Annotated in this window: 13 protein-coding genes; 7 read left to right on the top strand and 6 right to left on the bottom strand. The window is 58.7% G+C overall.

Translation table 11 applies throughout. From position 1 onward, the window contains the following. Nucleotides 1–307: 307 nt before the first annotated feature. Both ACQQ2Q_RS10575 and ACQQ2Q_RS10570 read left to right on the top strand, forming a co-directional pair. A complete protein-coding gene (locus ACQQ2Q_RS10575) occupies nucleotides 308–676 on the top strand; it encodes an Hpt domain-containing protein (RefSeq protein ID WP_428187028.1) in 369 nt (122 codons plus the stop codon). 177 nt (nucleotides 677–853) lie between these two features. Continuing rightward, a complete protein-coding gene (locus ACQQ2Q_RS10570; RefSeq protein ID WP_428187027.1) occupies nucleotides 854–1,174 on the top strand; it encodes a 2Fe-2S iron-sulfur cluster-binding protein in 321 nt (106 codons plus the stop codon). A 286-nt stretch (nucleotides 1,175–1,460) separates the two neighbouring features. On the opposite strand, the gene ACQQ2Q_RS10565 is transcribed toward ACQQ2Q_RS10570, so the two are convergent. Further along, entirely contained in the window at nucleotides 1,461–2,081 is a 621-nt protein-coding gene (locus ACQQ2Q_RS10565; protein WP_428187026.1) for a DUF922 domain-containing Zn-dependent protease, read from the bottom strand. A gap of 104 nt (nucleotides 2,082–2,185) precedes the next feature. Here ACQQ2Q_RS10565 and folP point away from each other — a divergent pair, with 104 nt between their 5' ends. From folP to folK, 3 genes are read left to right on the top strand one after another with little or no spacing between them, the layout of a single operon-like run. Continuing rightward, nucleotides 2,186–3,037 (top strand): dihydropteroate synthase, encoded by an 852-nt coding sequence (gene folP, locus ACQQ2Q_RS10560; protein ID WP_428187025.1) that lies wholly within the window; start codon nucleotides 2,186–2,188, stop codon nucleotides 3,035–3,037. Nucleotides 3,038–3,075: 38 nt separating this feature from the next. Continuing rightward, nucleotides 3,076–3,420, top strand: a complete 345-nt coding sequence (gene folB / locus ACQQ2Q_RS10555) for a dihydroneopterin aldolase (protein ID WP_428187493.1) — start codon at nucleotides 3,076–3,078, stop codon at nucleotides 3,418–3,420. Then, the gene (gene folK, locus ACQQ2Q_RS10550; RefSeq protein WP_428187024.1) at nucleotides 3,404–3,934 is read left to right on the top strand and encodes a 2-amino-4-hydroxy-6-hydroxymethyldihydropteridine diphosphokinase; all 531 of its coding nucleotides are present in this window, start codon (nucleotides 3,404–3,406) and stop codon (nucleotides 3,932–3,934) included. The genes folB and folK overlap by 17 nt, the downstream gene beginning before the upstream one ends. 10 nt (nucleotides 3,935–3,944) lie before the next feature. On the opposite strand, the gene ACQQ2Q_RS10545 is transcribed toward folK, so the two are convergent. From ACQQ2Q_RS10545 to ACQQ2Q_RS10530, 4 genes are all read right to left on the bottom strand, one after another. Next, the gene (locus tag ACQQ2Q_RS10545; RefSeq protein ID WP_428187023.1) at nucleotides 3,945–4,505 is read right to left on the bottom strand and encodes a hypothetical protein; all 561 of its coding nucleotides are present in this window, start codon (nucleotides 4,503–4,505) and stop codon (nucleotides 3,945–3,947) included. A gap of 105 nt (nucleotides 4,506–4,610) precedes the next feature. Continuing rightward, complete coding sequence (locus ACQQ2Q_RS10540; protein WP_428187022.1) at nucleotides 4,611–5,705, bottom strand: YcjF family protein; 1,095 nt, start codon at nucleotides 5,703–5,705, stop codon at nucleotides 4,611–4,613. Then, entirely contained in the window at nucleotides 5,702–7,177 is a 1,476-nt protein-coding gene (locus tag ACQQ2Q_RS10535) for a YcjX family protein (protein WP_428187021.1), read from the bottom strand. The genes ACQQ2Q_RS10540 and ACQQ2Q_RS10535 overlap by 4 nt, the downstream gene beginning before the upstream one ends. A gap of 112 nt (nucleotides 7,178–7,289) precedes the next feature. Then, on the bottom strand, nucleotides 7,290–7,799 hold the full coding sequence (locus tag ACQQ2Q_RS10530; protein ID WP_428187020.1) for a SixA phosphatase family protein: 510 nt from the start codon (nucleotides 7,797–7,799) through the stop codon (nucleotides 7,290–7,292). Nucleotides 7,800–8,206: 407 nt separating this feature from the next. Between ACQQ2Q_RS10530 and dksA the strand changes: the two genes are divergently transcribed. After that, complete coding sequence (gene dksA, locus ACQQ2Q_RS10525; RefSeq protein WP_428187019.1) at nucleotides 8,207–8,626, top strand: RNA polymerase-binding protein DksA; 420 nt, start codon at nucleotides 8,207–8,209, stop codon at nucleotides 8,624–8,626. 122 nt (nucleotides 8,627–8,748) lie between these two features. Here the strand turns inward: dksA and ACQQ2Q_RS10520 are convergent, their stop codons facing one another. After that, entirely contained in the window at nucleotides 8,749–10,002 is a 1,254-nt protein-coding gene (locus tag ACQQ2Q_RS10520; protein ID WP_428187018.1) for a flagellar biosynthetic protein FliO, read from the bottom strand. A gap of 282 nt (nucleotides 10,003–10,284) precedes the next feature. On the opposite strand from ACQQ2Q_RS10520, the gene cckA reads away from it, so the two are divergent. Further along, nucleotides 10,285–12,894, top strand: a complete 2,610-nt coding sequence (cckA, locus tag ACQQ2Q_RS10515; RefSeq protein ID WP_428187017.1) for a cell cycle histidine kinase CckA — start codon at nucleotides 10,285–10,287, stop codon at nucleotides 12,892–12,894. The last annotated feature ends 182 nt before the right edge of the window (nucleotides 12,895–13,076 follow it).

Below are 13,076 nucleotides of genomic sequence, written 5' to 3'. Positions count from 1 at the left end.
CTCTCATAACATCTTGGCGCCTCTGGCTCCAAAGTCGTGCGCCAATTTGCCCACGAAACCGTCTCGTAGTGACACATTCAGCCTGTTGTGACAATTAAATGCAATTGGCGCGCATGGTCTAAGTCGGTGCTTGTTAACAGTTTTTAGGCTTTCTTAATGGCGGAAAGCCCTGCTTTGTTAGATGTTTAGTGAATATTAACCATATCTGAAGCTTTTTGGCACACCAGGTCTCGCTATTAACGTGAAAACCATTGCTCGGCCCGCATCGTCGTCATGCCAAATAAGAACGACAGGGGAAACTTGCATCATGGCAGCACTGAATATCGCATTTGAAGCGCCGGACAATTCGGTCGGCTACCGTCACGGGCAACCGCGCCCGATCAATCTCGTCCAGTTGGCAATTTACGCCAAGGGCGACAAGCAGCGCGAGCTTGAAGTCTTGCAGGCCTTTGCCCGGCAGGCTCGGCATTGTCTCACGCATTTCATCAGCGACGATCACGAGCAGGTGCTGGCTGCTGCCGAAAAACTCAAGAAAGCGGCCTTGTCCGTCGGGGCGGATCGTGTGGCCGATGCCGCACAGGCGCTCGAGAGCCAAGGCATCGACCCGGCATCGATTGCGGTTGCTGGTGCAGCGATCGTCGAGGCGGAGAACTTCATTCAAAAACTGAACCGCTGAATGCATCGGTGCAATCGCATCGTGGGGAGTGGGGACAGGACCGGTCGTAATGGCCGGTTTTCCCGTTTTTGACCGGGTAACGGGCAAATTGCTTTTTGCCGTGCGAATATTGACTGCCCCTATGATTTGCTGGAATAAAGCGCGACCTGTTCTCGGTAAAATCTGGATCCCAATTTCATGACAAAGCTCACAATCGTCGCCTTCGACGGAACCCGCCATGACCTCGATGTGCAGGATGGCTCGACCGTTATGGAAAATGCGGTGCGCAATTCCATTCCCGGCATCGAGGCAGAGTGCGGTGGCGCCTGTGCCTGTGCGACCTGTCATGTCTATGTCGACGAGGCCTGGACGGAGGCTGTCGGCGCGCCTGAGCCCATGGAAGAGGACATGCTGGATTTCGCCGCCGATGTGCAGCCGAATTCGCGTCTTTCCTGTCAGATCAAGATGGGGCCCGATTTTGACGGCCTCGTCGTGCGCGTGCCTGAACGGCAGGGCTGAGCCTGCAAAAAAGCCCCGCTACACCGGCTTGCGGTGAGCGAGGCAATGGGGCGCATCACCGGGGGAAGAGGGAGGAGCTACCCGCGGTAGTTGAGGACGCGCCAGGAGAACCTGGGAAACTCTGTAACTGTACGCTTGCTGTTGATGACAGTTATATTTGTGTTTGTTAGCAAGTGCTACACTGACAAATGCCCAGTTATTCACAGGGGCGTGCACAAGGTTCGCGCAAGTTCAGTGCTCAAAAAGCACAGAAAGCGACGTATCCAGTAGAAAAGCTGGGGTTTTCTTAGCGTCCGGCCTGCTCGGCGCGGTAATCGATAATCCGAGTGATTCGTTTTTCGAAGTTGATCGACTCGACTCGGTCGAAGCGTCGTTGATCCTTGTCGTGGCGCGACAGTTCCTTATCGCTCAGTTCCGCGACCTTGGCCTCAAGCAAATCGCAGTCGCGCATCGGGCGCAGGCGCTTCAGGCTTTTTTCAAGCCGACGGGCGTGCTGACGGGCAATTTCCGCGTGGCGTTCTTCGTGGCGCTTGATGTCGCTCGACAAAGCGTCCCAGACCAGCGCGATATCCGGTCCGGCCTTCCGGCGGTTTTTCCAGCGGGGCAGGATGATGCGGGTGGTCAGGGTGACCTTTACATCGCCAATTTCGCAGCGCTTCGGTTTTTCGACATAGGTCAGTTCGCCCCCGAATTTGATTTCGGTTGCGCCGGGATGACGCGATCCGGTGCCTTCGGTATAGGGGCCACGACGGGAAAGCTCGCGGTCGAGATCGTCCGCCGTCTTTCCGCCGATCTGGTAGTAGCTGATAGAATTGTGAAAAACGGTCTCGGCTGCCACGCCCTGGCTGGCAAATGCGGTGATAGCCGCTGCGCAGACAAGTCTGGTGAGGGCGCGGGAAATTATCATGGAGCGAGTCCGTCGTGTTGTGTTCGGAGTGAGCTTGGGGCATAGCCTTGGCGAGCGCAATATCGGCGTCAGTAAAATTTAATAACGTCGGGAGTAGGGCAGTTATGGAAGCCGCGCCGCAAAAGTTGTGGAGACTTGCGCACGGACGCAGCCTTGCCCTTGGAGGCAGGGCTGTGGTGATGGCGATCGTCAATGTCACCCCGGATTCCTTCTCCGATGGCGGTCGCCACAATGGTGTAGATGACGCCGTTCGCCATTCCCTGGCATGCGTCGCAGAGGGTGCCGAGATCGTCGACATCGGCGGTGAATCGACACGCCCGGGGGCCGCGCCCGTTTCTCCGGCGGAAGAGCAGGACCGGGTCTTGCCGGTGATCGAAAAGCTGACGCGCGAAAGCGAATGTCTGATCTCGATCGACACTTACCGTGCGGAGACAGCACGTCTGGCACATATGGCAGGTGCTCATATTATCAACGACGTTCACGGGCTACAGCGCGAGCCGGAGATTGCAACAGTTGCCGCCAAGGGACAGGCGGGGCTGTGCATCATGCATTCAGGCCGCGGACGTGACAGGTTGGCAGATGTTGTCGACGACCAGTTCGACTACCTTGAACGCTCGCTGGAAATCGCCGAGCGGGCAGGGGTTGCGCGATCATCGATCGTGCTCGATCCCGGCTTCGGCTTTGCCAAGGAGAGCGAACGCGAGAATGTTGAACTGATGGCGCGCTTTGAGGAGTTGCACCGTTTCGACCTGCCATTTCTGATCGGAACGTCGCGCAAGCGGTTTCTCGGTTCCATCACCGGGCGCGAGGCTGCTGATCGCGATGCGGCGACGGCTGCGACCAGCGTGATCCTTCGGCTGAAAGGTGCGCAGATCTTCAGGGTTCACAACGTGGCCCTCAACCTCGACGCGCTAAAGGTAGCTGACGCTGTGTTGGCGCTGCAAAGACAGAATTGACGAGGACAGAGATTTTGAACGGGCTTTATACGATCGAGATGCGAAATTGTGCCTTCTTCGCCAGGCATGGCCTTTATGAAGAGGAGGCCAATCTGGGGCAGAGGTTCTTCGTGGATGTGGAACTGGATGTCGAGGCTGGCAATGCTCTCGAGGACGACACGATCGACAACACCGTCGATTACGGCGTCGCGTTCAAGGTGGTCGAGGAGATTGTCACGAAGACGCGCCGTCACTTGATCGAGGCGCTTGCCAATGACATCGTCAAAGCGCTTTTGGCGCGCTTTGAAACCATCACCCGCGCGCGGATTACCGTTCGCAAACCCAGCGCTCCGATCCAGGGTGTTCTCGATTATGTGCAGGTGAGTGTTGAACAGGTCCGCTGATCTTCGTCCGCACCGCGCCACCCTCGGCCTTGGTGGAAATATCGGCGATCCGGTGGATGCCATGGCCAAAGCGTTGCGCGAACTCGATGCGCGTTCGGACTGTCGCGTCAAGGCTGTGTCGGCTGTTTACCGCACCCCGCCGTGGGGCATGACGGATCAGGCCGATTTCTTCAACTGTTGCGCATTGGTGGAGACCAGTCTGGAGCCGCAGCCGCTGCTCGAGCTTTGTCTGGATATCGAGCGCACCATGAAGCGGGTGCGAAAGCAACGTTGGGGACCCCGGACCATCGATATCGATATTCTGACTTATGATGAGCAGGACGTCTCGACGGAGACGCTGGCGATCCCGCATCCGCGCATCACGGAGCGCGCGTTCGTTCTGGTGCCTCTGGCCGATATCGCGCCGGACCTTGCCATTGCTGGTCGCTCTGTCAGCTCTTGGCTGGCGGATATCGATACAGATGGCATCGAAACAGCGGACGCAAGCCGTGACTGGTGGCAGCGAACAAGCTGACGGTTGCGACTTACTTGCCGACAGACCCAACGGCGAGGGCATCAACCTGACGGTTGAGCTTGAGGCCGATCACCGGGACCATCTGTTCTGCAACCTTCACCGAGATGGTGATGTGCATCGCGGTGTCTTTGTCCATGCGCGCAACGATTGCGCCGTCGAGCTTGGCCCGGTTGATGTTGACGACCACCTTGTCACCGGCAACCACGCCGGACACGATGTCGAGACCCTTGCCCTTGGCACCGTCCAGGAACTTGCCCTGATAGCGATTGTTGTCCCAGGCGATGACGGCCGACATCGGCTGCGAGAACACGCCGACGCGGCAGGTGCCGTCGAGCTTCATGCCTGTCGCGCCATTGGGCGACGATTCACCGGTCAGGTTGCAGGTAAACTTGGTGCCCTTGTATTTGCCGGCGACGATTTCGCCGGGACCCTTCCAATAACCGGCGACGGTATCGAAAAAGCGCTTGTCGCGGTTGGAGCCCGCGTCAGCGGACGACAGGGGTGCAAACGCCATGAAGACAGAGAGCGCGGCCACAAGGCCGGAATGGATAACGGTATGGCGAGACATCATGCACCCATGGGTACGAGCAACGAAAAACTTGCCCGACAATAGCGTTCAAATGGTTAATGCTTTATTTCCGTTAACTTTAATTCAACGCCGCGGCAATGGGAAACTTCAGTCGTCGCGACTGGTTTTTGCCGTCGAATTGCCTGTCATACTGGGTGTCAGGTCGGATATGAAGTCGCCGATGCCCGGGCGCTTCAGGGCCGCAAAGGGTAGCGGCCTGCACAGATCCATGGCGGCAATGCCGATGCGGGCGGTCATTAGTCCGTTGATCACGCCTTCGCCGAGTCGGGCCGATAGCCGCGATGCGAGGCCATGGCCCAGCACCTGCTGCACCAGACTGTCGCCGACCGCAATCGATCCCGTGACGGCAAGATGGGCAACGACGTCGCGCAGCAGCCTTAGCATGCCGAAGGTGCCGGGATGTCCGCCATAGAGTTCGGCCATTGCCCGGACAAGACGCACGACTTCATAAAGAACATAAGCGAGATCGACGATGGCGCGGGGGCTGACGGCGGTGACGACTGAGACGCGCTTGGCCGAATTGAGGATCAGCGCGCGGGCCTTGCGGTCGAGCGGAGACAGCAGTTCGCGCTCTGCAAGGGCTAGAAGTTCGGGGGGATCGATAATGTCGTCGCGCACGTCTTCCATGGCTGCGCGGCCCTTTGCCGTTTCGGGTCGCTCGGCCAGAAGGCCGGTGAGCCGTGATACAACCGAGCGCGCCTCGGATGATCGGTTGAGAGCAAGTGCTTCTGCAGCAGACGTCTTCAGCTTTTGCGCGGCCTCAAGCCGCATGATCCCCCTGATCTCGCGCAGGATCGCGATCAAAAGGGCAAGCAGGCCGATCGTCACCAGCCCGATCGCTGTATAGCCAAGCCAGTCGGCGCGGGTGAACAGGTCGCGGATGAGGGCGTCTGTCCAAAGGCCCAAGGCCAGGGAAAACAGAATGCCGAAGGCGCTTGCGGCGAGCTTCAGGAACGAGAAGCGGCGCTTGCGCGGCACGGCGAGGGGCGGGACATCGGCATCGACGGCCTGTTCGGCCAGAAATGCATCCTCTTCATCGGGAATGACGTCGACTTGATAGTCAAAGCTGCGTGGCTGCCGTTTTGCTCTGTCGGGTTGCCTTGGTGTGTCTTGCGGCGGATCGACGGAAAACGCTGCGGGACGTCGTGTTTTATTGCCGGGGGTGACGGGTGGCTTGCTCATGCCAGTCGGTCTCCGATCAGAAACTGCAATGCGCGATCCAGCCGGATATGCGGTACCGACAAGGTCAGGCCGTCGCCGGTCTCTTCCAGCTTCGGGGGGCGAAAGCGCAGGATGTTGAGGTGCGGGAGATGGGCATGGAGCGACGGATCGTCCAGTTCACGGAAGAACCCGCTCGGGTCCTCCGGCAAGTCTCCGGGAAAGACGGCAGTGCTGCGATTGCCATCGAAGCGCTCACCGCCGATGGTTTCGCCTGCCATGGGTGTGCCGACGATGACGGGCAGATCCTCACCGTTCTCCTTGACGTTGGCCTCCCGGGTTGCCCGAACGGAGGCCAGTGCCATTACTTCAATACCGGCGCCCGAACGGCCGATCGTTTCAATGGCCCGATCCACGAGGCGGCGTGTGACCGCCTGAAGGCGGTCATGGCTTTCGTGATGCAAATGGTCGGCCTTGGTGGCTGCCACCAGGACCTTGTCGATACGGCGACGAAGGAGGGCGCTTAGAAAATTATTGGTGCCAGGGCGGAAACAGCCGAGCACGTCGGCCAGTGCCCGTTCCAGATCCTGGACGGCTTCGGGGCCGCGATTGATGGCCTGCAAAGCATCGACTAGCACGATCTGGCGGTCGAGGCGGGCGAAATGCTCGCGGAAGAAGGGTTTGACGACCACGGATTTATAGGCCTCGAAGCGACGCTCCATCATGGCGCGCAGCGAGCCCGAGGGCGGGCGCTCATCGGGCATATCGGGCAGGGGTGCGAAGGTGAGTGCCGGTGACCCTTCCAGATCGCCGGGCATCAGGAAGCGACCTGGCGGAAGCGTTGACAACGAGCGTTCATCAGCCTTGCAGGCGCGCAGATATTCGGAAAAGAGCGTTGACAGCTTTCGGGCCGTCATCTCGTCAGCCGGCGCATCCATATCGATTTTTGCGCTTTCCTCCAGCCAGGCTGTGGACAGTTCAGAGCGGATCCCCGTTCGGGCCAGTTCCACCGTATTGGCGCTGAAGGTTCGATAATCCTGTTGGAGCAGAGGCAGGTCGAGCAGCCATTCGCCGGGATAATCGACAATATCGATGGAGAGCTTTCCGGACGAAAACATGCGGCTCCAGCCGCTTGCGCTTTCATACTGGATCGTCAGACGCAGCTCGGAAATCGCTCTCGTCGAATCGGGCCATATCCGATCGCGCACCAGCGCGCGGATATGATCTTCATACTGAAAGCGCGGAACGGCATCGTCGGGCTGCTCCTCCAGCGTCACGCCGCTTACCCGACCTGATCGCATGGCCTCAAAAAGCGGCAGGCGACCGCCATGCAGCAAATTGTGAACCAGTGACGAGATGAAAACAGTCTTTCCGGCGCGCGATAGTCCCGTGACACCCAGACGCAATGTCGGATGAACGAGATTGGATGCCCTGTCGGATAAGTTGTCGAAGGCAATCGCCGCTTCATCGGCAATGGACGTGATCAGTGGCGGCAAAGCTGGCTCCCGGTTGCTGTCTCCCGGTCAATATAGGTCCCCGGTAGCGGCTAAAAAAGGCAAGGAGACGTGGCATTTGCAGTTCGGTGCCGCACTTGTCCCCGCAGGCTACCTATTCCTGAAGGAAATCCACCAGAACCCAGGCATAGGGTGCCTTGGCCTTCGGCTCTGTGCGGTCCAGGACTGCGAGGCCGGCAGTTGGATATCCAAAGGGTATGGCGCGATGGAAGACGTCTTCACCGACCAGCTCGACAAGTGCCTCTTCCATGGCGGGATTATGTCCAACGATCATCAGGGACGTGGAGCTGGTCTGCGCCGCAATGATTTCCAGAAGGGTATCGGCGGGTGCATTGTAGAGCGTGTCAATGAAATTGCAGTCGAGCTCCTCATCCATGCTTCGGCGAATGGCCTCTGATGTCTGACGGCAGCGTTTTGCGGTGGAACTGAGCAACCGGGCCGGAACGTAGTTTTTCCCGGCAGCCTTGTCGGCCACAATTTCGGCTTCGGCGTAGCCGTCGTCTGTCAGTTCGCGGTCGAAGTCGCTTGTGCCGGGCTGTGCCCATGCCGCATTGGCGTGGCGCATAAGATAAAGACGGCTAAGGGGCGATTTGGTAAACGTCATCCGGTCCGTCATCGTGATGGGTGGAGCCAGCCAGCGGCATGGCTCTAGCCTTACCTTTTGTCGTCCTTAAATGGAATTCATCCCTGGTGGATAATTCGCCTGCTGCCCCATTAAAGTTTGAAACTGTCGGTTTCGTGCCGTTCAAGAAAATTCAATTTTGAGGAGAGTTGGTCGGTCGAGAACTTTTCATGCCTAGATATTGACATGTATTAAATCGGGAATCCTGCGTGTTGCGCTGCACATGCTGTAGAATTAGGCGTGTTTTGGCAATTTCCGATTAAAAATGAGGCGTTTATGAGGGGTTTATGACGTGTTGAGAATTAACCGAAACCTTTCATTCAGGCTTGAATCAGTCGTTTCGAAAAGGTATACAGCCGCCCATTGAGATGTTCTTCAGGAGAATCGCGTTGAGTGAGAAGATCAATCTTGGCAATCATGTACTCTCTGAGAACGAGGAGTTCATGAGTGCAAACCAGAAGGCATACTTTCGCGCCAAATTGATTGCGTGGAAGAATGATATCCTTCGGGAGGCGCGCGAAACGCTTGGCCATCTGGCCGAGGAAAGCGCAAATCATCCTGACCTGGCTGACAGGGCATCATCCGAAACAGACAGGGCCATTGAGCTTCGCGCACGCGATCGCCAGCGCAAGCTTATTTCCAAGATCGACGCTGCCTTGCAGCGTATCGATGAGGGAACATATGGCTACTGCGAGGAAACAGGTGAGCCTATCGGTTTGAAGCGGCTGGACGCACGTCCGATCGCCACACTGTCGATCGAGGCGCAAGAGCGGCACGAGCGGCGGGAAAAGGTCTACCGCGACGAATAATTGCGTCGCCGCAGTCGTGACAGGTGCGGGGCGTTCGTTTCGCACCCGGATGGCGATGGCTCGCAGATACGGACATTTTTCTTACGGCGCCTTCGGGCGCCGTTTTTCATGTCGAGGGGCTTTCAGTCGCTGCGTTTGACTGACATCTCACCGAAAATACGGGCAATTTCGGTCTGCAAGCTTGGTTCCTGCTGATTGGCGGCTTGCGGGGTTGTCGTCTTCGTTGCGGGTTGGGATGCGGCCGAGCCAGCGGAGGAGGCGACCGGACGCAATGGCGGATCGACCATGACCATAGGCGCAGCTGTGGGCCTGGGGGGCATGACAGTGGGGGCCAGCGGGCGCTGCGGCGCAGCGGGCATGTTGTCTGCGAGGCGCAGATTCATCTCATCCTCCAGGATGCGCTCAAAGTCGCTTGACGGTTTGCCCGGTGCCTTGGGCTGCGGGACCGGTTGGCCGGCAGGTGGCATTGATGCCGCAGGCGAGGGTATTGCCGCTGGCATCCTCGCCGGGTCTGTTTGCGGTGTCAGAACACGGCCGCGCGCCGCCTCGAGGATATCGTCGACACTGTTTTCGTCAGTTATCTGCGGCGGTTCAGGTTTCTGCCGGCTTGCGGGTGGATTATCGGGCGGCGTGGGCGCCGAGACCGATATGGCTTGGGCAGGCGAAGCGGAAGGTTCGACAGCCGTGTTCTGCTGCTCGCCTTCTTCGGTGGCGGTCAGCGAAGTCGGCGTCACCGGTTGCACTTTGGCGGAATAAGTATCGTCGTCTGCTTCCGGTTCGAAAGGGTTGTCGACGATCGGTGTCTGCCTGCTGCGCGGTGGCTCGGGCTCTGCTGCCATTGTCGGTGCTGATGTTACAGTCGCCGGATCTGGTGCAGCAGCAGGAGGTGGCGTTGGGACCGCTTTTGGGGCGGCGGCAACAGGTGCTGCCTCGGCGCGTCGCTCCCCGACCGGTGGCTGAGGCATGGGACGCCGAGTGTCTACGGCCAGAGGGCGGGCCGGAGGCTCCGATTCTGTGATGGCCTGCGGTTTCTCCGGCTGGGCGGGGATCGGAGTGGCTGCTGCCTCTGGAACGGAAATATAAGTTCGTTCGTCGCCGATGCCGCTCTCGATGACGATATCGGTCGGTCCACCGATCATGACAAGGTGTTCGACATTGTCGCGCCGGATCAGGACAATGCGTCTGCGCGCGTCCACTGCCGCCGCATCCAGCACCTGCAGCCTTGGCTGGCGGTTGCGGCCGCCCCTGACAAAGGGGGACGGCGCCTTATGGCGCAGAAGCCAAAGAACTGCAAAAAGGCAGAGTATCGCGAGACTTACGCCGACGGCGGCGACAAGGAAGCGGTTTCCATAGGCCGTAATCAGATCATCAAGCATAGCAATACCTCTCTCTGGCACATTTGACAGAAGACGTCTTTTTTCGCAGCGAAGCAAGGCATGGGCAAGGCCTGCATCGTAGCAAGTTTCAACATCTCCGACAGTTGGCGCTGTTTCCCGCGCGCAACATGCGTTAAGAGGCTTTGAATTCCCTGTGAATTGGCGGGATGAAACTGACCCGGCGGTCCTTTTTGTAGCAGCCGCAAATTGCTAAGAGAGAATCGCCGGTAGAATTGTGGGGTCTGTCAGGGATCGTCGCAGAACATCAATCATGAGGAATGGATGAACAGTTTGCAGCAGGCCGGTCAGACGGAAGCGCCGCTGGTGGACCGTGCAAAACGATCCGGCACAGCCTTGCGCGTCATTTTACTGGCCTTCGTCCTCATTGCCGCGGCCGTCGCCTTCGTGGTGTTCAAGGACAAGCTCGACAACGAGATCGTGCTTGGCATGCTTGGCGTGCTGGCCATGGTCGGCATCTTCTTCCTGGTGTCCGCTGTGATCGGCTTCGTCGAGGTCACGCCCAATGCTGCGCATGATTCGTTGGGCCGTGATTTTCTGGCGAGCCAGCCCGAAGGTACGCTGATTACGGATCTGAAAGGTCGCATCGTCTATGCCAATGCTGCCTATGGCCGCATGACAGGGGCAACCAAGGCGACAGACGTGCAGACGCTCGAAATGTTGTTGTCGAAACAGCGGGAATCGAGCGAGGCGCTTTACCGGCTGACCAATGGTCTGCGCGAAGGCAATGAGGGTTACGAGGATTTTCGCCTCATCAAGCCGCTTGGCACGCAGCAGCCGAACGGGACTGGCGCACATTGGTACCGGCTGACTGCCCGTCTTCTCGAGCAGGAAGACAGGGGTGAGAAACTTCATGTCTGGCGGATTGCCGATATCAGCGCCGAGCGCGACGAGCAGGAGCGGTTCTTCCGCGAATTGCAGAATGCCATCGATTATCTCGACCATGCGCCGGCCGGTTTCTTTTCTGCCGGACGCAAGGGCGAAATCTACTATCTGAACGCCACGCTTGCCGAATGGCTGGGGATCGATCTCACGCAGTTTTCGCCGGGCTCGATCTATCTGTCCGATCTGGTGGCGGGTGAGGGCATGGCGCTGGTGCAGTCGGTGCATGCCGAGCCGGGTCTGTCCAAAACCGAGGCGCTTGATCTGGACCTCAGACGCAGCAACGGCCAGAGCCTGCCGGTGCGGCTCGTGCACCGTGTTCGCACCGCGCGCGACGGTGCGCCGGGCGAAAGCCGCACCATTGTGCTGACGCGCCAGGATTCGGGCAGCGATACGTCCGATTCCAGCGCCTCGATGCGGTTCACGCGCTTCTTCAATAATACGCCGATGGCAATTGCCTCGGTGGACGGCAATGGTCGAATTCTCAGGACCAATGCGCCCTTCCTTCGCCTGTTCTCCGATATCGTGCCTCGCGATGAAGTGGGCAATCAGGCTCTCATGGAAGCGGTGATCCATGAGAGTGATCGGGCGGTCTTTGCCGAGGCGCTGGCTGCCGCCAAGGACAGGCAGGTCGATATTGCGCCGATCGATTCGCGTCATCCGCTCAACGATACGCGCTACTTCCGCTTTTACGTGAATGCCGTGATCGACCAGAGCGACGAGGCGCCGGAAGAGGCGGCGATTGTCTATGCGGTCGATGTGACCGATCAAAAGGCGCTGGAAGCGCAGATGGCGCAGACGCAGAAGATGAATGCGGTGGGAACGCTTGCCGGTGGTATTGCGCATGACTTCAACAATGTCCTGACGGCAATCCTTCTCTCCTCCGATCACCTGCTTTTGCAGGCAAGGCCGGCGGATGCGAGCTTTGCCGATCTGATGGAAATCAAGCGCAATGCCAACCGCGCTGCCGTGCTGGTGCGTCAGTTGCTGGCGTTCTCACGCAAGCAGACCATGCGTCCGACCGTACTCAACCTGACCGATGTCATCGGCGACCTGCGCATGCTGGTGGACCGGTTGATTTCCGGCACGAATGTCAAGCTCAAGGTGGAATTCGGCCGCGACCTCTGGCCGGTCAAGACCGATCTGTCCCAGTTCGAGCAGGTGCTGATCAACCTTTGCGTCAATGCGCGCGACGCCATGCCGGATGGCGGCGCGATTACCGTCAAGACCAGCAATGTCACGGCCGCTCAGGCCGCAGCCTTCGATTATCGCGGGCTGGCTGCTGAAGATTTCGTCATGGTCGAGGTCTCGGATAACGGCACAGGTATCGCACCTGAGATCATGGACAAGATCTTCGAGCCGTTCTTTACCACCAAGGATGTTGGCAAGGGCACCGGACTCGGGCTTGCCATGGTGTATGGCATCGTCAAGCAGTCGGGCGGTTATATCTATCCGGAATCGGAAGTGGGCAAGGGTACGACTTTCCGCATTCTGCTGCCACGCTACGAGCAGGAAGCGGTGCTTGCCGAGCAGGCCGATGTCGAAAAGGCGGAAGGTGCCGCTGCCTCTTCGCAGGCAAAGCTGTCAAATGGCGAAGGCACCGACCAGCAGGATCTCACCGGACAGTCGGCTGTCGTGCTTCTGGTCGAGGATGAAGAGGCCGTCCGTCGCGGCGGCAAACGCATGCTGGAGACGCGCGGCTATACCGTTCACGAGGCGGGCTCCGGGATCGAGGCGCTCGACATCATCGAGGAGCTCAATGGCGCAATCGACATTGTGGTATCCGATGTGGTGATGCCGGAGATGGACGGACCGAGCCTGTTGAAGGAAATCCGCAAGGTTTATCCGGACCTCAAGTTCATTTTCGTGTCCGGTTATGCCGAGGATGCCTTTGCCCGTAACCTGCCTGCTGACGCCAAATTTGGCTTCCTGCCGAAGCCGTTTTCCCTCAAGCAGCTGGCTGTGGCCGTGCGTGAAATGCTCGACAGTTGATGGGATCTATTGGCATTTGCGGGTGCTGGCCGCTGTCAGGGCGGATTGCGAAATCTGCTAAAATTATAATCAATAGATACACATAAGCATTGCCGCCTGAACGGGTTTCACTTAAGCTTCAGCGTCTGCGGTTGTGACATGCGCGACATGGGGGTGCGTAGACTGAAAGGTTTGCGTCGGTT

It is taken from the genome of Agrobacterium sp. ES01, assembly GCF_050320885.1.
Taxonomy (GTDB): domain Bacteria; phylum Pseudomonadota; class Alphaproteobacteria; order Rhizobiales; family Rhizobiaceae; genus Allorhizobium.
This window is presented reverse-complemented; position numbering and strand designations above follow the sequence as displayed.